At 72.8% G+C, this 20,647-nt stretch carries 17 protein-coding genes and 1 pseudogene; 10 read left to right on the top strand and 8 right to left on the bottom strand.

The annotated features are described in order from the left end of the window. Positions 1-27: 27 nt before the first annotated feature. From ACFRIC_RS41495 to ACFRIC_RS41485, 3 genes are all read right to left on the bottom strand, one after another. Entirely contained in the window at positions 28-855 is an 828-nt protein-coding gene (locus tag ACFRIC_RS41495; protein WP_382797220.1) for an SDR family NAD(P)-dependent oxidoreductase, read from the bottom strand. A 119-nt stretch (positions 856-974) separates the two neighbouring features. After that, positions 975-2,597, bottom strand: a complete 1,623-nt coding sequence (locus ACFRIC_RS41490; RefSeq protein WP_382797236.1) for a hypothetical protein — start codon at positions 2,595-2,597, stop codon at positions 975-977. A 219-nt stretch (positions 2,598-2,816) separates the two neighbouring features. Next, on the bottom strand, positions 2,817-3,236 hold the full coding sequence (locus ACFRIC_RS41485) for a molybdopterin-binding protein (protein ID WP_382797219.1): 420 nt from the start codon (positions 3,234-3,236) through the stop codon (positions 2,817-2,819). Positions 3,237-3,412: 176 nt separating this feature from the next. Between ACFRIC_RS41485 and ACFRIC_RS41480 the strand changes: the two genes are divergently transcribed. The 4 genes from ACFRIC_RS41480 (at position 3,413) to ACFRIC_RS41465 (ending at position 6,190) form a co-directional block, all read left to right on the top strand. Further along, positions 3,413-3,802 (top strand): cell division protein SepF, encoded by a 390-nt coding sequence (locus ACFRIC_RS41480; protein ID WP_382797217.1) that lies wholly within the window; start codon positions 3,413-3,415, stop codon positions 3,800-3,802. A gap of 228 nt (positions 3,803-4,030) precedes the next feature. Next, positions 4,031-5,188, top strand: a complete 1,158-nt coding sequence (locus tag ACFRIC_RS41475; RefSeq protein ID WP_382797215.1) for an AAA family ATPase — start codon at positions 4,031-4,033, stop codon at positions 5,186-5,188. Next, entirely contained in the window at positions 5,185-5,517 is a 333-nt protein-coding gene (locus ACFRIC_RS41470; protein WP_382797213.1) for a nucleotide pyrophosphohydrolase, read from the top strand. Before ACFRIC_RS41475 ends, ACFRIC_RS41470 begins: the two co-directional genes overlap by 4 nt. Before the next feature lie 193 nt (positions 5,518-5,710). Next, the gene (locus ACFRIC_RS41465; RefSeq protein ID WP_382797211.1) at positions 5,711-6,190 is read left to right on the top strand and encodes a DUF6099 family protein; all 480 of its coding nucleotides are present in this window, start codon (positions 5,711-5,713) and stop codon (positions 6,188-6,190) included. A gap of 79 nt (positions 6,191-6,269) precedes the next feature. Here ACFRIC_RS41465 and ACFRIC_RS41460 read toward each other — a convergent pair whose 3' ends face one another. Both ACFRIC_RS41460 and ACFRIC_RS41455 read right to left on the bottom strand, forming a co-directional pair. Beyond that, a complete protein-coding gene (locus tag ACFRIC_RS41460; protein WP_382797209.1) occupies positions 6,270-7,193 on the bottom strand; it encodes an LLM class F420-dependent oxidoreductase in 924 nt (307 codons plus the stop codon). 74 nt (positions 7,194-7,267) lie between these two features. Beyond that, positions 7,268-7,984, bottom strand: coding sequence for an SDR family oxidoreductase (locus tag ACFRIC_RS41455; RefSeq protein ID WP_382797207.1), 717 nt, complete (start codon positions 7,982-7,984; stop codon positions 7,268-7,270). 221 nt (positions 7,985-8,205) lie between these two features. Here ACFRIC_RS41455 and ACFRIC_RS41450 point away from each other — a divergent pair. The 3 genes and pseudogenes from ACFRIC_RS41450 to ACFRIC_RS41440 form a co-directional block, all read left to right on the top strand. Continuing rightward, positions 8,206-8,781, top strand: a pseudogene (locus tag ACFRIC_RS41450) (TetR/AcrR family transcriptional regulator); the annotation flags it as partial. A 796-nt stretch (positions 8,782-9,577) separates the two neighbouring features. Next, a complete protein-coding gene (locus ACFRIC_RS41445) occupies positions 9,578-11,071 on the top strand; it encodes a 3' terminal RNA ribose 2'-O-methyltransferase Hen1 (RefSeq protein WP_382797205.1) in 1,494 nt (497 codons plus the stop codon). Beyond that, the gene (locus tag ACFRIC_RS41440; protein WP_382797203.1) at positions 11,068-13,611 is read left to right on the top strand and encodes a polynucleotide kinase-phosphatase; all 2,544 of its coding nucleotides are present in this window, start codon (positions 11,068-11,070) and stop codon (positions 13,609-13,611) included. The genes ACFRIC_RS41445 and ACFRIC_RS41440 overlap by 4 nt, the downstream gene beginning before the upstream one ends. Positions 13,612-14,211: 600 nt before the next feature. Here the strand turns inward: ACFRIC_RS41440 and ACFRIC_RS41435 are convergent. Together ACFRIC_RS41435 and ACFRIC_RS41430 are read right to left on the bottom strand one after the other, a co-directional pair. Next, positions 14,212-15,105, bottom strand: a complete 894-nt coding sequence (locus ACFRIC_RS41435; protein WP_382797201.1) for a hypothetical protein — start codon at positions 15,103-15,105, stop codon at positions 14,212-14,214. Beyond that, a complete protein-coding gene (locus ACFRIC_RS41430; protein ID WP_382797199.1) occupies positions 15,102-16,181 on the bottom strand; it encodes an SPFH domain-containing protein in 1,080 nt (359 codons plus the stop codon). Before ACFRIC_RS41430 ends, ACFRIC_RS41435 begins: the two co-directional genes overlap by 4 nt. 161 nt (positions 16,182-16,342) lie before the next feature. Between ACFRIC_RS41430 and ACFRIC_RS41425 the strand changes: the two genes are divergently transcribed. Together ACFRIC_RS41425 and argF are read left to right on the top strand one after the other, a co-directional pair. Further along, positions 16,343-17,566, top strand: a complete 1,224-nt coding sequence (locus ACFRIC_RS41425; RefSeq protein WP_382797197.1) for an arginine deiminase — start codon at positions 16,343-16,345, stop codon at positions 17,564-17,566. A gap of 201 nt (positions 17,567-17,767) precedes the next feature. After that, positions 17,768-18,775 (top strand): ornithine carbamoyltransferase, encoded by a 1,008-nt coding sequence (gene argF / locus ACFRIC_RS41420; protein WP_382797195.1) that lies wholly within the window; start codon positions 17,768-17,770, stop codon positions 18,773-18,775. A 145-nt stretch (positions 18,776-18,920) separates the two neighbouring features. Here the strand turns inward: argF and ACFRIC_RS41415 are convergent, their stop codons facing one another. Then, positions 18,921-19,376: an ATP-binding protein gene (locus ACFRIC_RS41415; protein WP_382797193.1), complete on the bottom strand. Its 456-nt coding sequence runs from the start codon at positions 19,374-19,376 to the stop codon at positions 18,921-18,923. 441 nt (positions 19,377-19,817) lie between these two features. Between ACFRIC_RS41415 and ACFRIC_RS41410 the strand changes: the two genes are divergently transcribed. After that, on the top strand, positions 19,818-20,645 hold the full coding sequence (locus ACFRIC_RS41410; RefSeq protein ID WP_382797191.1) for an enoyl-CoA hydratase family protein: 828 nt from the start codon (positions 19,818-19,820) through the stop codon (positions 20,643-20,645). Positions 20,646-20,647: the final 2 nt, after the last annotated feature.

Here is a 20,647-nt window from a genome sequence, read left to right as displayed (position 1 = left end):
GCCCGTCCGGGCGTGATCCGGCGTCCCTCACACGCTGTACCCGCCGTCCACCCCCAGCGCCTGTCCGGTGATGAAGCCCGCGCTGTCCGAGGCCAGGAACGCGACGGCCTCCGCTACGTCCTGCGCGGTGCCGAAGCGGCGCAGCGGGGTGTTGCGGCGGGTGATCTCCAGTGCCGCGTCGTCGAGTTCGCCGGAACCGATCAGCCGGGCCGCGATGCCGTCGGTCAGCATGCCGGGTCCGACGCAGTTCACCCGGACGCCGTAGCGGCCTTCCTCGGCGGCCAGGGCGCGGGCGACCGCCTCGACCGCCCCCTTGGGCCCCGAGGAGAGCCCGTCGCGCACCGGATACCGGCGGGTGGCCACGGTGGTGACGGCGACGACGCTGCCCCGGCTCTCCCGCAGCGGCGGCAGGGCGGGATGCACCAGGTTGAAGAACGCGCCCGCGTCCGCGTCGAGCTGGGCACGGAACGCGCTCGGCGTGACCGTGCTCAGGTGCACCATCGGCACGTGCGGGCCCGCCGCGTGGACGAGGGTGTGCAGTCCGCCGAGCGCGGCGGCCGTCTCGGTCACGGCGGCGGCGACGGCCCGCTCCTCGCTCAAGTCGAGCCGCAGCGCACGTACTCGGCGTCCCCGCTGAGCGAACTCCTCCTCGGTCCGCGCGGCGAGGGTGTCGGCGGCCGTCCGGTCGGAGCGGTACGTGAACACGACGTCGCTGCCCCGCTCGGCGAGTGTCCGCACGATCGCCGCGCCGATCCCGCCGGTGCCGCCGGAGACGAACGCGACCCCTTTGAGGTGCGCGAAGTCCGGTCGATGCGCGAAGTCCGAGCGTGGTGGGAGGTCCGACGGTTCCGGCATGGGGCTTCACCGTCCCAGGGAGTCGGGAGTCGGGAGTCGTGAGCCGGGTCATTCCAGCACGTCCGTCTCGCATGCACCAGAAGGCGGGCGGGGCCGGCGAGAGAAGCCGTGCGCGGCGCTCAGGGCCGGGTCGTCGGGAGATGGAGGTCCGTGCTCGACAGGGTCATCGGGGACGCCGAGACGGCGCGCAGGCGGATGCGGACGCCGGCGCGCGGGAGTGTGAACCTGCCGTCGGGGGGCCGGAGTTCGTAGCGGCCGAAGGCGTGGCCGGCCAGGGTGGCGGGGCCGGAGATCACCGACCAGTAGCGGCTCATGCCCTGGCCCGTGGTCAGCGTGAAGTGCGGACTCAGTGCCTCGGCACCGAGGTTGGTGACGCCGACCGTGAGTCCGGTCAGGGAATGGGCGGCGCGGCGGGCCTCGGTGACCCGCATGCGCAGCGGCGGTGACCCGGTGGCCGCCAGGCTCACCGCGATCACCGACGGGGCCAGCAGCAGGGCGACCGCGGCCACCCGGACCCCGCGCCGGTGCGGACCGCGCAGAAAGGCCGGACGGGGCTGCCACGCGGTGCGGAAGGACTGCCAGGGCGCGGTGATCACGGCGGCCACCCACAGCGGTGTCATCAGCAGGTAGTAGCCGTCCTGTGAACGGGTCGCCGCGTAGAAGGCGCACCAGGGCAGCACCGTCGCCGCCGGCCCCAGCCGCCGTACGAACAGCACGAACAGCGCCAGCAGACCCGCGGCCAGCAGCAGGCTCGCGTGCGCGTACCAGGCGAGGCGGTCGCTGCCGTCGGTGAGATACAGCGAGATGCCGACCAGGCCCTGTCCGTGGATGTCCGCGTCCTGGGTGAGGGGCAGGGCGATCCCGGAGAGCCAGGCCCGCGGCTCGCTCACGACGAAGTACGCGTTGATCAGCAGCCAGGTGGTGGCGGCGACGCCCACGATCCGGCCCACCGCCATCGCCGCCGGCCGCGCGCCCAGGTCGCCGCGGCGCAGCGCGTACACCCCGGCCAGCAGGAACGGCGCGAGGAACCAGGGAAGTTGCTGCGCGGCGCAGGCCGCCCCGAGGCAGACCGCCCGCAGGATGTCGGCCCGGCCTCCGCGGCCCGTGCGCGGCCATCCGATCACCACCGGGACGAGCAGGGCGCAGGCGAGGACCGCCGGGTAGCCGAGCCGCGCGTACGTCGGCAGCAGACCGAAGCCGAGGCAGGACAGCGTCGCGGCGGACCGCCACGGCACCGGCAGCATCCGCCACATGACGGCGGCGCCCGCGATCAGGGCGCCGGTGCCGACCATCGTGGCGGCGGCCGAACCGTGTCCGACCCACAGCAGCGGGGCGGTGAGCATGAGCGCGAGCGGCGGATAGCCGTACGTGTAGTCGTAGCCGCCGTTCATCGTCGCGGTGAGCGCGACGCCGTGGCCGAAGAGCCAGGGCCACGGACGGCCGTAGACCTGGTGGCCGGCGACGAACTCGTGGGCGGCCCGGGTGGTGAGGACCGACTCGTCGCTGCCCTGGTGGTTCATCACCAGTCCGCACACCACGAGCGTCACCGCGGTCACCAGGACGACGAGGTCGAGCCGGGCCAGCGAGCGGCCCCGGCGCACGACGAGGGTCAGTACGCCGGTCGCCAGGATCGAGGCGTAGCAGAGCGAGACGACCGCGGCCACGAGGAGCCGGTGGCTCGCGGCCTGCGCCCACAGCGGGCGCGTACCGATGAACAGGCTGATGTCGGCCAGGAGGGTCAGGGCGCGATGCCATTGCGCGGGCGCCTCGTCCGGGTTCCATCGCGCGGCCGGCCCGCCGGGCGAGACCTTCGCGGGGGTCTGCCGACGGACGGGCGTCGTCGTGATTTCTGCCGAGTACACGGCCCGAAACGCTAATTCTCGCCGGTGAGCGGGGCGCGACCGGACGTGAAGAGTCGGGTGTGAGGCCAGTAAGAGCATGTCCGCCCCTGCTGGGGAGCGTCAGGCGTTGGACAGCGACACCTCGGTGGACTTGATCAGCGCGACGACCTCGGAGCCCTCCGCGAGGCCCAGGTCCGCGACGGCGTCCTTGGTGATCGCGGAGGTCAGCTCGCCGCCGGCGACCCGGACCTTGACGCGGGCCATGGCGCCGCCGGAGGTGACGTCGGTGACGGTACCCGGCAGTTGGTTGCGGATGCTCAGCCCGTCCACCGGGCCGGTCGCGAGGGAGACCTCCGTGGACTTGACGAGGGCCCGCACGGTGGAGCCGGAGGCCAGGCCGAGTTCCTGTACGGCTTCCAGGGTGACGGCCGCGGTGATCTCCTGTCCGGCGTCGAGCCGGACCTTGACCGTCGCCATCACCTCACCGGGGGTGACGGACGTGACGGTGCCGGGGAGTTGGTTGCGGATGCTCAGGCTCATGCGGAGGCCTCGCTTGCCGGGCTGCGGGATGGATAGGGGCGTATATGCGTAGCTTGCCGCACGCGTCGGCTCCCGGTCCGGGTTCGCGGACCGTGTCGCTGTTGGGCCGAACGGGTGACCATGCGTAAGAATTGCCCGGTGCAGACAACGAGTGCGAGCCAGGACGGGGTGGATCGATGACCGGCCACGACGTCACCGATGAACAGTGGGAAGGGCTCGCCCAGGTCGTTCCGTTGCGCGGCCGGGACGCCTGGCCGTCCGCGGTCCGTCACCGGTCGATCCCCGAGGCCGCGACCGAGACGCGGCGCCGCTTCGTGGTCCTGCGGGTGAACGTCTTCGCGGACGCCCGCGACGTCGCCGAGACGCTCATGTCCGGCGTCCCGGTGCTCCTCGACCTGACCGGCGCGGAGACCGAAGTCGCCAAGCGGGTCCTGGACTTCAGCACGGGCGTGGTCTTCGGTCTGGCCAGCGGGATGCACCGGGTGGACCGGAACGTGTTCCTGCTGACGCCCCCGGGGACCGAGGTGCGGGGTCTGATGGAAGGGGTCGCCGTTCCCGGCCTCTGAGAAGGCCGGCGTTCCGGGCTTCTGAGGGGGCCGGCGTTCCGGGCTTCTGAGAGGGTTGCCGGTCCCGGCCTCCGATGAGGGTCGCCGTTCCCGTCCTCTGGACGGGGCGGCGTTCCGGCCTCCGGCCTCCGACCGTGCCCGACCTCGATCGGGGGCCGCGTCCCCCGATCGTAGGAAGGTCCCCCGGGCGTAACGGTTCGCCCCGCCGCGGAGGCCTACCGTCCGCATATGACTCTGTCCTCGCCGGAAGCTCCCACGGCGGTGGCGGCGCGCCCGGTCCGTCCGGGCGTCACCGAGCTGCGGCTCGCCGCCTTCGCCGCCCACCGCCGCGTCCGGTTCCCGCTCGGACCGTTCACCCTGGTCGCCGGCCCGAGCGGCAGCGGCAAGACGACCGTCCTGCGGGCCTACGAGGCACTGGCGCGGCTCGGTTCCGGAGCCGGGCTCGCCGAGGTGTTCCCGGACCCGGCCGCGTGCGTGCCCGAGCGGTCCCGGCCCGACGCCCAGCTCCGCCGGGGCTTCCGCATCGGCTGCACGGTCGACGGCCCCGAGGGCCCGGTGCGGCTCGACGTCGCCGTCCAGGCCGAACCCGAACTGCGGGTCGTGGGCGAGCGGTTGTCGGCGGGCGGGCGGACCCTGCTGGAGACGGCGCTGCGCGACCCCGGCCGCCCGTCCGTCCAGGCGGCCTGGCACACCGGCGGGTCCTCGGCGGTGACCCGGGTCCCGCTCCCCGACGACCGCCTCGGCACCGCGCTGCTGCCCCTGCGCGTCGCGGGCCGCACCGCCGGGGAACGCCATGTCCTGGCCGCGGCCGAGCAGATGGTGCTCGCCCTGCGGTCCGTCTACGTCTGCGATCCGGACCCGGACTCCATGCGGGCCCCCGTCCCGCTCGGCCCGGGGCGGCTGCTGCGCGGCTGCGGCAACCTCGCCGAAGTGCTGTGGCGCACCCGGTCGGAGTGCGGCCACCGGTACGCCCACCTGGTCACGGCGGTGCGCGCCGGATGCGCCGGCCCGGTCACGGACGTCCTGGCCGACGTGCTCGGCGACGGCACGGTCCGTGCGCTGCTCGACCGCGGCGACGGAGTCCGTACGCCACTGGGGCTGCTCGGGGACGGCGAGCTGCGGTATCTCGCGCTCGCCCTCGTGCTGCTCACCGGCCCCGGCGTCCTGGAGGTCGACCCGGCGGGCGAGGTGCCGGCCGCGCTCCAGACGCTGACGGTCCTGGCCGACGGCCTCGACCGGGGACTCGATGCCCGGCAGGCCGGGGAACTGATACGGCTGGCGGGCCGCATGTGCGAGCGGGGGCACATCCGGCTGATGGGCGCGGTGGGCGACGGGGTCCGCGCGCTCGGAACGGCCGGGGCCACGGTGGTAGACCTGACGCCGTGAGTGAACTGGACGTAGCGACGCTGCAGCGCAGACTGGCCGAGTTCGCGGCCGCGCGGAACTGGCAGCCGTACCACACCCCCAAGAACCTGGTCGCCGCCCTCAGCGTGGAGGCGTCCGAACTCGTCGAGATCTTCCAGTGGTTGACGCCGGAGGAGTCGGCCCGCGTGATGGCGGACCCCGACACCGCGCACCGCGTCAACGACGAGGTCGCGGACGTCCTCGCGTATCTCCTGCAGTTCTGCGAGGTGCTGGGCATCGACCCGCTCGTCGCCCTCGCCGCGAAGATCGACCGCAATGAGGAGCGCTTCCCGGCGCCGGGAGAGCCCTGACGGGCCGGTCGTTCCGCGGCGCACAAAACGGAATCTGACACTCTCCGTAGTTGTCATGGCGCTCCGATGCGATTCCGTGTCCGCAGATTTCGGGCTTCCTCTGGCTTTTCGTCTCAACGGACTTCACTCTGGGTAGTGAACAAGGGAGTTCGGGTGGACGTGCGAGAGCGCGTCGGACAGACGGGGGCAGCGCATGGAAGCGGTGCGGCTCATCGTGGCGAGCAGACGCGCCCTGGCGGAGAGCGGTGAGACTCCGGAGGTGATGGCGGAGGCGTGGCAGGCGCATTCCCTGGCGCAGGCGATCGGCAGCCGCCTCGCCGTGTCCGGGCCCCCCGAACTCCGGGGAGAGGCACTGGGGTTGACCGAGCTGGCGGGCCGCGGCTGCGGGGTGCTCGGCGATCACGCGCTCGGGGTCGGCGCCTTACGGGCCGCCCAGCTCACGGAGCTGGGCGACGCGCGCGAGGCACTGCTCTGTCTCGGCAGCCTCCTCGCCGAGGTCGGCATAGCCCTGGTCGGCATCGCCTGCGCGGCGGACGACGAGGGGAGGTACTGGCAGTGCATGGAGGCGATCGACGCGGCGGACGAGTCCCGGGACCGCGTCCTGGAGATGCTGAGACGTCTCGCGGTGCGGGACGAGAAACGCGTGGTGGAGCGGGATCCGGCCACCGGGTAGGGACGAGGCCTTCGCTCCCTGGGGAACCGGTCCCGGTCGTGGCGGGGCGCCCGACCGGAACCGCTCGTGGTCCTCGCGGTCAGGCGATCTGCGGCGCCACCGCGGAGGCGATCAGGTCCAGGTGGTCGAGGTCGGTGAGGTCCAGCATCTGGAGGTACATCCGCTGCGAACCGACCGCCTGATACCGGGCGATCCGTTCGACGACCTCCGCCGGCGAGCCCGCGAGCCCGTTGGCCTTCAGCTCGTCGACATCGCGGCCGATGGCGTCCGCCCGCCGCCTCACCTCGCTGTCGGTGCGGCCGACGCACACCACCAGGGCGTTGGAGTAGACGAGTTCGTCGGCCTTGCGCCCGGCCTGCTGCAACGCCGCGCGGACCCGGCCGAACTGCTGCTCCGTGTCCGCGACCGAGGCGAAGGGGATGTTGAACTCGTCGGCGTAGCGTGCGGCGAGCGCGGGGGTCCGCCTGGCGCCGTGACCGCCGATCAGGACGGGCACCTTCGCCTGCGCGGGCTTGGGCAGCGCGGGCGAGTCCTTGAGCTGGTAGTACGTTCCGTCGAAGGTGAAGCGCTCGCCGACCGGCGTGCCCCACAACCCCGTGACGACGGCGAGTTGCTCCTCCAGCCGGCCGAACTTCTCCTTCGGGAACGGAATGCCGTACGCCGTGTGCTCGGCCTCGTACCAGCCGGCGCCCAGGCCGAGTTCGACACGGCCGCCCGACATCTGGTCCACCTGCGCGACCTGGATGGCGAGGACGCCGGGGAGGCGAAAGGTTCCGGCGGTCATCAACGTACCCAGGCGGATGCGGCTCGTCTCGCGTGCGATGCCGGCCAGGGTGATCCACGCGTCGGTGGGACCGGGGAGTCCGTCGACGGATCCCATGTGCACATAGTGATCAGAGCGGAAGAAGGCTCCGTAATGAAGGTCTTCGGCGGCCTTGGCGACGCGGAGCAGCGTCTCGTAGGTCGCGCCTTGCTGCGGTTCGGTGAAGACTCGAAGATCCATGTATCCATCATGCACCGGTCACAACAGCCGTCCCGTGCCGAACCGCTGGCGCATCGCGCACCGTCTGTGCGGGGCTACCACCTCTGCACGGCGAGCTGCGGGTACAGGTCGCTCACTTCGCCGGAGAGGGTGGCCTTGACCTGGCGGGTGAGCGCGTCCGCGAGGACCTCGTGCGCGTCGGTCTCGATCCCGTCGAGGGCCTGTCCGGCGACGCTCTCGGCGGAGACCTTGGGCACGTCGAGGCTCGCGGTCAGGTCCGTGTCGACGTAACCGACGTGCAGCCCGGTGACCTTGACGCCGCGCGGCTGGAGCTCCAGTCGCAGGGCGTTGCTCTGGGACCACAGGGCGGCCTTGGCGGCGCTGTAGCCGTCGGCGCCGGGCACCGTGACCCAGGAGAGCACCGAGTGGACCGTGAGGATGTGCCCGTCGCCGTTGCGCTCCAGGACCGGGACGAAGGCCCGGGTGGTGAGGAGCGGCCCGAAGAAGTTGATGTCGAACTCGCGCCGTATGTCCTCGACGGGGGAGTCCAGGAACGACGTGGGGGTCGTCGCGCCCGCGTTGTTGATCAGGATGGTGACGTCCTGGGCCCGCGCGGCGGCGGCCGCGACGGACGCGGGGTCGGTGACCTCCAGGGCCAGCGGTACCGCGTCGGGGTGCGCCACGGTCCGCGGGTCGCGGGCCGTCGCGTAGACCTTCTTGGCGCCGCGTTCGTAGAGGGCGTCCACGAAGGCCTTGCCGATGCCGCGGCTGCCGCCCGTCACGAGTGCCACCGAGCCGTCGATGCTGGTCATGATCTTCTCCTTCTGAGGGCCGCCGGGAATCGGGGGTGCGGGGTGACCGGGGTCGGGGCGTGACGGTGTGCTCGAAGGGCGGTCGGCCGTGCCGTCCGCCGTGTCGTCCGGCGGTCCCGTCCGCCGTGTCGGCCCCATCGTAAACCGATCGGTTTTCCGTGCTGTCCGCACTGTAAACCGATCGGTTTCCGAGAAGCAAGCGGAGAACGTAAGCTGGGCTCATGACTCAGGCGACCCCGACCGCGACCGCCGGTTCACCGACCCGCGACCGACTGCTCGACGCGGCGGCCGAGCTCTTCTACCGCGAGGGTGTCGGCGTCGGTGTCGAGGCGCTGTGCCGGGTGGCGGGGGTGTCCAAGCGCTCGATGTACCAGCTCTTCGACAGCAAGGACGGCGTGCTGGCGGCGAGCCTGGAGCGCAGCGCGCCCGCGTACCTGGCGTTCCTGCTGCCCCCCGACGACGGCCGGGCGCCGCGTGATCGCGTCCTGCACGTCTTCGAACGGCTGGAGGAGATGGCCGCGCGTCCGGACTACCGCGGCTGCCCCTTCGTGGCCGTGAGCGCCGAGCTCAAGGCACCGGACCACCCCGCGAGCCTGGTTGCCCGCCGCTGCAAGGACGAGCTGACCGCGTTCTTCCGGCAGGAGGCGGAGCGCGGCGGAGCCGGGGATCCCGAGCTCCTCGCGCGTCAACTCACCGTCGCCTTCGACGGATCGGGCGTCCGGGCCGTCATGCAGGGCCAGGGCCTCGACGGCCTCGCCCTCGCGACCGCGGCCGCCCTGCTCACGGGCGCGGGCGTGAACGGCCCCGAGGCCGGGGCCGACGCCGGCACCGCCACCGGCCCCGACTCCGGCACAGACGACGCCGGCACCGGCACCGGCTCCGGCTCCGGCACAGACGACGCCGGGACCGGCTCCGGCCCCGACCCCGGCACAGACGGCCCCGACGCCGACCTCGACGCAGACACACACCGGCCCTGACCCCGCTCCGGATGCCGACGCGGGCCCTGGCGCCGGCTCGGGCCGTGACACCAGCCCGAGTCCCGACGGCGACCCTCGCCCACCCCCGGCCCTGACGGCGGCCCCGCGCCCAGTCTCGGCCGCGACGGCGGCCCCGCGCTCAGTCTCGGCCGCGACGGCGGCCCCGCGCTCAGTCCCGGCCTCGACGGCGGCCCCGCGCTCGGTTCCGGCCTCGACGGCGATCCCGCGCTCGGTTCCGGCCTCGACGGCGCCCCTCGCCCACCCCCGGCGGGGCCGCGCGACCCGCCCCGGAAACCTCCGGCTGACCTGCCCGGACGTCACGGCCGGCGTCCTCGAACCCTTCGGTCGTGGCCCCGGCCCCCGCCGAAAAACCCCGGGTCCACCTGCGGTTTCCGCTGTACGTTGTGGGGGCGCGCCGAGGGCAGGCGTCGCCCCCGCGGTCGGCCGCGGCGCGGCGTGGCCACGGGCCACGCGGGCCGCGGAGGAGCGGGGCCGGCGACGGCACAGGCGCGCTCGCCCACGCTGTGACCCGACGGCGTCCGGAGGACGCACGCGCGCCGGCCGGACGCGTCGCCGGGTCCCCACAGCTCAGAAGACGTATCGAGGCAGACACACCGTGTTCCTGACGATCAGTACCACCGGTACCCCAGAGCGGCCCGCGACCGACCTCGGCTTTCTGCTGCACAAGCATCCTGACAACGCGCAGAAGTTCTCGACCTCGTACGGGACGGCGCACGTGCTGTACCCCGAGGCGACCCCCGAGCGGTGCACGGCCGCCCTGCTCCTCGAGGTCGACCCGGTGGCGCTGGTCAGGCGCGGCAAGGGGAAGGGACGCGGTGGCGCGCCCGACGCGGCACTCGCACAGTACGTCAACGACCGCCCGTACGCCGCCTCCTCGCTGCTCGCCGTGGCGCTGAGCGCCGTGTTCTCCAGCGCGATGAAGGGCCAGTGCAACGCCCGGCCCGAGCTGCCCGCCGAGCCGAGGCCGCTGCGCGTCGAGGTGCCCGCGCTGCCCGCCCGAGGCGGAGCCGACCTGGTGCGCGGGCTCTTCGAGCCGCTGGGCTGGACGGTGACGGCCGAGGCCGTGCCGCTCGACGAGCGCTTCCCGGAGTGGGGCGACTCCCGCTACGTACGCCTGGAGCTGGCGTCGCGGGAGCTGACGGTCGCCGAGGCCCTGCGGCACCTGTACGTGCTGCTCCCGGTCCTCGACGACGCCAAGCACTACTGGGTGGCGTCCGACGAGGTCGACAAGCTGCTGCGGGCGGGCGAGGGCTGGCTGCACGACCACCCGGAGCAGAAGCTGATCACCAGCCGCTATCTCTCCCGGCGCTGGTCGCTGACCCGGGAGGCCCTGGAGCGGCTCGAACTCGCCCGGCTCGCCGAGGCCGACGACATCGCGGTCGAGGAGATCGACAACGCCGTCGACGAGGAGACCGACACCGAGGAGAAGCCGATACCGCTCGCCGTGCAGCGCCGGGACGCGATCCTCGCCGCGCTGCACGCGTCCGGCGCGAGCCGCGTCCTCGATCTCGGCTGCGGACAGGGCCAGTTGGTGCAGGCCATGCTCAAGGACACACGCTTCACCGAGATCGTCGGGGTCGACGTGTCGATGCGGGCGCTCACCATCGCCTCGCGCCGCCTCAAGCTCGACCGCATGGGCGAGCGGCAGGCCGCACGCGTCCAGCTCCTCCAGGGCTCGCTCGCCTACACCGACCGCCGTCTGAAGGGGTACGACGCCGCCGTGCTCAGCGAGGTGATCGAGCACCTCGACCTGCCCCGGCTGCCCGCCCTGGAGTACGCGGTGTTCGGCTCCGCCCGCCCGCGGACCGTCCTCGTGACGACCCCGAACGTCGAGTACAACGTGCGCTGGGAGACCCTGCCGGCCGGCCACTCCCGGCACGGCGACCACCGGTTCGAGTGGACCCGCGAGGAGTTCCGCTCCTGGGCCCGCACGGTGGCCGGACGGCACGGGTACGACGTGGAGTTCACCCCCGTCGGCCTCGACGACCCCGAGGTCGGCCCGCCCACCCAGATGGCCGTCTTCACCCTGGCCACGAACCCGGCCGGCACCACCGGCACCCCGAACGCGAAGGAGGAGAAGGCCGCATGAGCGAGCAGACCGAACAGGGGCGCGTCCTGCCCGTCACCGACCTCTCCCTCGTCGTGCTCATCGGCGCCTCGGGCTCCGGCAAGTCCACGTTCGCCCGGCGTCACTTCAAGCCGACGGAGATCATCTCCAGCGACTTCTGCCGCGGTCTGGTCGCCGACGACGAGAACGACCAGAGCGCCAGCGGCGACGCCTTCGACGTCCTGCACTACATCACGGGCAAGCGGCTCGCGGCCGGCCGCCGGACCGTCGTCGACGCCACCAGCGTCCAGCAGGACAGCCGCCGCCAGCTGATCGAGCTGGCCAGGAAGTACGACGTCCTGCCCATCGCCATCGTGCTCGACGTGCCCGAGGAGGTGTGCGCCGCACGCAACGCGGCGCGCACCGACCGCGCCGACATGCCGCGCCGCGTGATCCAGCGCCACATCCGCGAACTGCGGCGCTCGCTGCGCTCCTTGGAGCGCGAGGGCTTCCGCAAGGTGCACGTCCTGCGCGGGGTGGCGGACGCCGAGAACGCGTCGGTCGTGACCGAGAAGCGGTTCAACGACCTGACCCACCTCACCGGCCCGTTCGACATCGTCGGCGACATCCACGGCTGCGCCTCGGAGCTGGAGACCCTGCTCGGCAAGCTCGGCTACGTCGACGGTGTGCACCCCGAGGGCCGTACGGCCGTGTTCGTGGGCGACCTCGTCGACCGCGGCCCGGACTCGTCCGGCGTGCTGCGCCGCGTGATGTCCATGGTCGGCTCCGGAAACGCCCTGTGCGTGCCCGGCAACCACGAGAACAAGCTCGGCCGCTACCTCAAGGGCCGCCAGGTCCAGCACACCCACGGACTCGCCGAGACCATCGAGCAGATGGACCGGGAGAGCGAGGAATTCCGGGCTTCCGTACGGGAGTTCGTCGACGGACTGGTCAGTCACTACGTCCTCGACGGCGGACGTCTCGTCGTCTGTCACGCCGGTCTGCCCGAGAGGTACCACGGCCGCACCTCGGGCCGGGTGCGCTCGCACGCGCTGTACGGCGACACCACGGGGGAGACCGACGAGTTCGGGCTGCCCGTGCGCTATCCGTGGGCGGAGGACTACCGGGGCCGCGCGGCGGTGGTCTACGGACACACCCCGGTCCCCAACGCCACCTGGCTCAACAACACCATCTGCCTGGACACCGGTGCCGTGTTCGGCGGCAAGCTCAGCGCCCTGCGCTGGCCGGAGCGCGAGCTCGTCGACGTACCGGCCGAGCGGGTCTGGTACGAGCCGGCCAAGCCGCTGGCCACCGAGGCGCCGGGCGGTCACGAGGGCCGTCCGCTGGACCTGGCGGACGTGCACGGCCGCAGGGCGGTCGAGACCCGGCACGCCGGGCGGGTGGCCGTCCGTGAGGAGAACGCGGCCGCGGCGCTGGAGGTCATGAGCCGTTTCGCGGTCGACCCGCGGCTGCTGCCGTACCTCCCGCCGACCATGGCGCCGACCGCGACGTCGCACCTCGAGGGCTATCTGGAGCACCCCGCCGAGGCCTTCGCGCAGTACCGGGAGGACGGGGTCGCGCGGGTCGTGTGCGAGGAGAAGCACATGGGATCGCGGGCGGTGGCCCTGGTGTGCCGGGACGCGGACGTGGCGCGCGAGCGGTTCGGCGTCGACGGTCCCACCGGGTCGCTGTACACCCGTACCGGCCGGCCCTTCTTCGACGACTCCGCCGTCACCGAGGAGATCCTCGGCCGAGTGCGCGCCGCCGCGACCGAGGCCGGTCTGTGGGAGGAGCTGGGCACCGACTGGGTGCTGCTGGACGCCGAGTTGATGCCGTGGTCGCTGAAGGCGTCCGGGCTGCTGCGCAGTCAGTACGCCGCTGTCGGCGCCGCCTCCGGGGCGGTGTTCCCCGGAGTGCTGACCGCGCTCGAAGGGGTCGCGGCGCGGGGTGTCGACGTCACGGACCTGCTGGCGCGCCAGCGCGAACGGGCCGCGGACGCACAGGCGTTCACCGACGCGTACCGCCGCTACTGCTGGACCACGGACGGCCTCGACGGCGTCCGCCTCGCGCCGTTCCAGATCCTGGCCGTCCAGGGCCGGAGCCTCGCCGCGCTGCCGCACGACGAGCAACTCGCCCTGATCGACCGGCTCGTGGAGAACGACGGGAGCGGACTGCTGCACACCACCCGGCGGCTCTTCGTCGACACCGGTGACCCGGAGTCCGTGCGGGCCGGTGTCGACTGGTGGCTGGAGATGACCGGCCGCGGCGGCGAGGGCATGGTCGTGAAGCCGGTCGGCGCGGTGGTGCGCGGCGGGCACGGGCGTCTGGTGCAGCCCGGCATCAAGTGCCGGGGCCGTGAGTACCTGCGGATCATCTACGGCCCTGAGTACACCCGTCCGGAGAACCTCGCCCGGCTGCGCGGCCGCTTCCTGAACCACAAGCGGTCCCTGGCCCTCCGCGAGTACGCACTCGGCCTGGAGGCCCTGGACCGCCTGGCCGAGGGCGAGCCCCTGTGGCGCGTCCACGAGGCGGTGTTCGGAGTCCTCTCCCTGGAATCCGAACCGGTCGACCCCCGCCTGTAGCGGGTCCACCCTCGGACCCGGACCGGCCCCGCCAGGGGCGCGGGGAACGGCGCACCCACCCGGGCTGGGCGTTGAGTCCCGGGTGGGGGCGCCCCGTCAGGGGCGCGGGGAACGGCGCGCCCGGCCCCCACCGGACCGGCAGCCGAACGGCGAACCCACCCGGGCTGGGCGTTTAGTCCCGGGTGGGGGAGACCCGCAAGGGGCGCGGGGAACGGCGCGCCCGGCCCCCACCGGGCGGACAGCCGAACCGCGCACCTACCGGGACCGGCAATCGCCAGGCTGGTGGGAGCCCCGTCAGGGGCGCGGCCAGCCCCCACCGGGGCCGCAGCCGAAATCGCGCTCCCACCGGGACCGGTAGTCACCACCCCGGTGGGAGCCCCGCAAGGGGCACGGGGAACGGCGCGCCCAGCCCCCACCGGGCGGACAGCCGAACCGCGCACCCACCGGACCCGCAGCCGAACCATGCCCCCACCGGGGCCGCACCCGAACCCGCCCCACCGGGGCGCACGCGACAGACCCCGCCCGGGGAGAGGCCCGGTCCGGGGCGACGGGGCCCGGCGGGGTTCGGCGCGGCCGGGCGGCGAGGGAGCGAAGCGAACCTCAGCCGACGAGGCGGAGCCGAACCCCGGCCACCCCCACCTGCACGGTCTGGCCCCACACCAACTCCACCGCATCCCCCTCCATCCCGTCCCCGAACACGATGAGTCGGTCCGACTCCACGGTCAGGGACAGCCGCCCGGACCCGGTGAGCTCACCGGCCACGAGCGAGGTGCCCGTGGCCGGCGAGGGCCAGGCCTCGCGGACGAACCAGAGCAGGCGCTCGTCCGTGGGCCCGGGCAGCGGCAACTGTTCCCCCCGCTCCTGCCACACCGAGCGCAGCCAGCCGGTGGCCCCGGTCCCGGTCCCCACCAGCACCCCGGAGGACGCCTGGGGCTCGACGGCACCCCCGTACTCGTCGAGCCCCAGCCGATAGCGGGCCGTCTGATGGCCCGCGGCTCCCAGATAGATCTCGTTCAGGGCGACCAGCCGCTGGGTGTCGTCCGCGACCGCCTCGACCATGGTCAGTTCGTCGGCGGCACCGCCCCGCGCCGAGGCGAGCAGCGCGCCCGCGTCCCCGGGCCGGTGCCGCACGAGCACGCCCGGATTGCGCCCGGGGTCGGCGTCGATCCCCACGACCGGCTGACCGGCCAGGTACTTGGCGACGTTCGCGACCAGCCCGTCCTGGCCGACGACGACGACCACGTCCTCCGGCGCGAACAGGAAGCGGTCCAGATCGGCCCGCTCCACGCGCGCCTGACGCCAGGTCAGCGGAATGGCCGCCACCACCGCGGCGAGCGCCTCGCGGGCCCGCCGGTGCCGCTCGGCGACCTCCGCGATGTCCCGGCCGCGCGAGGACAGGAAGAACGCCGCCTGCCCGTGCGTGCCGTGCCGGGCCGTCAACTCCTCGTACTCCGTGGTCCGGTGGACGATGACGACCCGGGGCGCGAGACTCACGCCGAGTCCCCGGCGCTGCCGTTGCCCAGCTTGGCGAGCAGCCCGGTGAGCACGTCGGGCGAGAGCGTGAGGTTCTCGATCCGCGGCAGGTTCTCGGCGAGCCGGCTGCCGGTCAGGGCGTGCAGCGTCGCGACATCCACGTCGCCGTGGACCCGCAGCCAGGCCGCCTGCGCCTCGGCCCGTGCCGCCCCGACCTCGCGCTCCGCCTGCGCCTCGGCCCCCGCGAGCCGCACCTTGCGCGTGGCCTCCGCCTCGGCGAGCCGCAGCGACCGGGTGGCCTCGGCCTCGGCCAGCCGGACCGTGCGGGCCGCCTCCGCCCCGGCGCGCACCGCGTCCGCCGCCGCGAGCTCCTCGGCCTCGCGGCGCGCGTTCGTACCGCGCTGGTCGACCAACTGCTCCTCGCGCCGGGCGAGTTCGATCTGGCTGTGGAGTTCGTTCTCGGCGATGGCGCGCTCCCGCTCGACGGCGACCGCCCGGCGTTCGTACGTGGCCTTGTCCGCGTCCTGCTGGATCTGCTCGCGGGCGGGGGTGCGCAGCGCCCGTTCCACCTCGGGCTCCGGCCGCAGCGCGACGACCCGCACCGCGACGACTTCGAGGCCGGTGGCGGGCAGCCGGGGTTCGCCGGCGAGGCCGTCCGCGATCCGCTCCCGTACCGAAGCGACACCGTCGACCAGGGCGGACGCCAGTGTCGTACGGGCCAGGACGTCGAGCGCGTGCTGCTGGGCCGTCTCGGTCAGCAGTGAGCCGAGCTGCTCCAGCGGGGTGCCGCGCCAGGCGCCGGAGTCGGGGTCTATGGAGAAGTCGATGCGGGAGGCGGCGACCGCGGGGTCGCTGACCCGGTAGGTGACGGTCGCCTGCACCGCGACGTCCTGGAAGTCGGACGTACGGGCGTGGAAGGTCATCGCCAGCTCACGGTCGTCGACGGGGACCTCGGAGAGCGCCGCCGTCAGCGAGCGGTACCAGAAGCTGAGCCCGGGGCCGTCGTGGACCAGTTGCCCCGACTTGTGGTGCCGGACGTGGGCGGTGGGCGCCCCCCGCAGATGGCGCCAGCCGAGGCGTCGCGTGATGTCGGCCATGAGTACCCCCTCGACGCCGGGTCGGCCCGGCGGTTCCGCTCTTCGTTGTCGTCATTGAGACGATAATGAGTTCACCGCTTATCGTCAAGGGGACGAAATGAATGCGGTGCGGCTGACGCGAACCACGGGTGAACACGCGTCCGGATGGTCAGGATGGAGACATGGGATTCCACGTCGACTCCGAGGCCGGGCGGCTGCGCCGCGTCATCCTTCACCGGCCCGATCTCGAGCTCAAAAGGCTCACCCCCAGCAACAAGGACGCGCTGCTCTTCGACGACGTGCTGTGGGTACGCCGGGCGCGCGCGGAACACGACGGGTTCGCCGACGTCCTGCGCGACCGTGGGGTCACCGTCCACCTCTTCGGCGACCTGCTCACCGAGACCCTGGCGTTCGCGGAGGCCCGGTCCCTCGTCCTGGACCGGGTCTTCGACGAGAAGGAGTACGGGCCGCTCGCCACCGACCACCTCCGGGCCGCCTTCGAGGCCATGCCCGCCCAGGAGCTCGCCTCGGTGCTCGTCGGCGGCATGACCAAGCGCGAGTTCCTGGACGCGCACGCGGAACCCACCTCCGTGCGCTTCCACGTTATGGACCTCGACGACTTCCTCCTGCGGCCGCTGCCCAATCACCTCTTCACCCGTGACACCTCCGCCTGGATCTACGACGGCGTCTCCATCAACGCCATGCGCTGGCCGGCCCGGCAGCGCGAGACCGTGCACTTCGAGGCGATCTACCGGCATCACCCGCTGTTCCGCGAGGAGGGCTTCAACCTCTGGTCGGAGGGACAGGCCGACTACCCCTCCACCATCGAGGGCGGCGACGTCCTGGTGATCGGCAACGGCGCGGTGCTCATCGGCATGAGCGAGCGGACGACGCCCCAGGCCGTCGAGATGCTCGCCCACAAGCTGTTCGCGGCCGGCTCGGCCCGCACCATCGTGGCGCTCGACATGCCCAAGCGGCGCGCGCTCATGCACCTCGACACGGTGATGACGATGGTCGACGGCGACATCTTCACCCAGTACGCCGGGCTCGGCATGCTCCGCTCGTACACCATCGAGCCGGGTGCGGGGGACAAGGAGCTGAAGGTCACCGACCATCCGCCGGAGCACATGCACCGCGCCATCGCCGCGGCGCTCGGCCTCAACGAGATCCGCGTCCTGACCGCCACGCAGGACGTCCACGCGGCCGAGCGGGAGCAGTGGGACGACGGCTGCAACGTCCTCGCCGTCGAGCCGGGCGTCGTCATCGCCTACGAGCGCAACTCCACCACCAACACCCATCTGCGCAAACAGGGCATCGAGGTGATCGAGATCCCGGGCAGCGAGCTGGGCCGCGGCAGGGGTGGCCCCCGCTGCATGAGCTGTCCGGTCGTTCGGGACCCGGTCTGAGGGGCCGGTGCGAGAGGGGGGCGTACGAGTCGGGGCACCCTTACGAATGGGAGGGACCCGTGTGAGTCAGGGGCCCGTGTGGGCCGCGAGGCGAGGCCCGCACGGGGAGTCGAACGACAGACCGCATATAAATGCTGAGCGTCGTATAGAATTTCAGGCGTCCGGCCCCGTCCTCGTCCCCGTCATCCCTGGAGCGCCCCCATGGCGACAGTCCCGACCGCCCTCGCCGGCCGTCACTTCCTCAAGGAGCTGGACTTCACGGAGGAGGAGTTCCTCGGCCTGGTCGAGCTGGCCGCCGGACTCAAGGCGGACAGGAGGCTCGGGGCGGAGACCCGCTATCTCTCGGGCCTGAACATCGCGCTGATCTTCGAGAAGACCTCCACGCGCACCCGCTGCGCCTTCGAGGTCGCGGCCGCGGACCAGGGTGCCTCGACGACGTATCTGGACCCGTCCGGTTCCCAGATCGGCCACAAGGAGTCCGTGAAGGACACCGCCCGCGTGCTCGGGCGGATGTTCGACGCGATCGAGTACCGCGGTGACAGCCAGGACGCGGTGGAGGAGCTGGCCGCCCACGCCGGAGTGCCGGTCTACAACGGCCTGACCGACGCGTGGCACCCCACCCAGATGCTGGCCGACGTCCTCACGATGACCGAGCACTGCGCCAAGCCGGTCGGCGAGATGACCTTCGCCTACCTGGGCGACGCCCGTTTCAACATGGGCAACTCGTACGTGGTCACCGGCGCGCTGCTCGGCATGGACGTGCGGATAGTGGCCCCGCGGGCCTACTGGCCGGCCGACGACATCGTCGCGCGGGCCCGCGAACTCGCCGTGAAGAGCGGAGGCACCGTCACCCTCACCGAGGACGTGGCCGAGGGAGTCCGCGGCGCCGACTTCGTCGCCACCGACGTCTGGGTCTCCATGGGGGAGCCCAAGGAGGTGTGGGCCGAGCGCATCGAGGCCCTCGCCCCGTACGCCGTGACCATGGACGTACTGCGCGCCACCGGGAACCCGGACGTCGGCTTCCTGCACTGCCTGCCGGCCTTCCACGACCTCGGCACCCAGGTCGGCCGCGAGCTATACGACGTCTACGGACTCGACTCGCTGGAGGTGACCGACGAGGTCTTCGAGTCGGCGCACTCCGTGGTCTTCGACCAGGCCGAGAACCGGCTCCACACCATCAAGGCGATCATGGTCGCCACGCTGGCCTGATCCTCCGCGGACCCGCGGACCCGCAGACCCGCAGACCCGCAGACCCGCGGACCCGCGGACCCGCAGCCCCGCAGACCCATAGACCCGTAGCCCCACAGGTCCGTACGCGGGCGCCTGGGTCGAACGTCGTGTCGCGGGCCGGCGCCTAGAGGGCCGGCCGGCGCTGGGCGGGGATCACCGGCAGCCGGAACCAGACCGCCTTGCCGGAGTCGGTGGGGCGGTGTCCGCAGGCCGAGCTGAGGGCGCGGAGCAGCAGCAGACCGCGCCCGTGCTCCTGCCAGGGGTCCGGCTCGCCGGGCGGGTGCGGCAGGGTGAGATCGTGCGGCGGCACCGGGTCCGGGTCGTGCACCTCGACCCGGCAGCCGGTCGGCATCAGCTCGACGACCAGCTCTATGGGGCCGTCACCCGCGGTGTGCTCGACGGCGTTGGCGACCAGCTCCGCGGTGAGCAGCTCGGCGGTGTCGCTGTCGGCCGCGTGCTCCCGTTCCGCGAGTGCCGTGCGGACCAGGGCGCGGGCCACCGGCACGGCCGCGACGGTGTGCGGCAGCGCGATGCGCCAGGAGGCGGGTGCTGGGGTGTCGGGCAAGGCGAGTCCGTTCATGGAGCAGGCTGTCCTGCTTGCAACCTAAGGAATGGTACGGCTCCACCGGCCGAACGCGCGCGGTGGGCTTTCTCGGGACATCGGCCGATGTGTTCCGCGGGAGGGAGGCCTCCTTTCGGGACGTTCGGTCGGATACGGGCTGTCTACCCGGACGAACGGCCCCTCTCCCGTGTTCCCTCCCGCCGTTACACGGCTGTCGAAGGCCCGTGACGGGGTGACGGACCACGGCTCCCCGGCGTCCCTGTGTTCACGGCCTGTCGCGGGTCGCTCACCACCCGCGACCGTTCTTTCATGTCTCGTAGTCATCACGTTTTCGCGGCGTCGCCCCGACGTCCCGCCTCCGTATCGCCCTATCGCGCACTCGTGACGACGGTCACGAACAGGTGATAACTTGGTGGGACAGCCGTATCGCGTCGCCCCCGCCCTAGGAGGCCGCCCGCCATGAGTCCCTTCACCGGCTCCGCCGGCCGCACCGCCGACTGGCAGCATCTGAGGTACGAGCTCACCGACGGCGTCGCCACCGTCACCCTGGCCCGCCCCGAGAAGCTGAACGCGCTCACCTTCGGTGCCTACGCCGACCTGCGCGACCTGCTCGCCGAGCTGTCCCGCGAGCGGTCCGTGCGGGCCCTGGTGCTCGCCGGCGAGGGCCGCGGATTCTGCTCCGGCGGCGACGTCGACGAGATCATCGGCGCGACCCTCTCCATGGACACCGCCCAGCTCCTCGACTTCAACCGGATGACCGGGCAGGTCGTCAGGGCCGTACGGGAATGCCCGTTCCCGGTGATCGCGGCGGTGCACGGGGTGGCGGCGGGCGCCGGAGCCGTGCTGGCGCTGGCCGCGGACTTCCGGGTGGCCGACCCGAGCGCCCGGTTCGCGTTCCTCTTCACCCGGGTCGGGCTGTCCGGCGGCGACATGGGCGCGGCCTATCTGCTGCCCCGCGTGGTCGGACTCGGCCACGCGACCCGGCTGCTCATGCTCGGCGAACCGGTGCGGGCGCCCGAGGCCGAACGCATCGGGCTGATCAGCGAGCTCACCGACGAGGGGCACGCCGACGAGGGCGCGCAGGCGCTGGCCCGCCGTCTCGCGGACGGTCCGGCCCTGGCGTACGCCCAGACCAAGGCGCTGCTCACCGCCGAACTGGACATGCCGCTCGCGGCCGCCGTCGAACTGGACGCGGCGACCCAGGCCCTGCTGATGAACGGCGAGGACTACGCCGAGTTCCACGCCGCCTTCACGGAGAAGCGGGACCCGAAGTGGCGGGGGAGGTGAGC

This window comes from Streptomyces sp. NPDC056738 (assembly GCF_042790435.1).
GTDB lineage: Bacteria > Actinomycetota > Actinomycetes > Streptomycetales > Streptomycetaceae > Streptomyces.
Note: the sequence above shows the minus strand (reverse complement) of the source record. Positions and strands in the feature narration are given on the sequence as shown.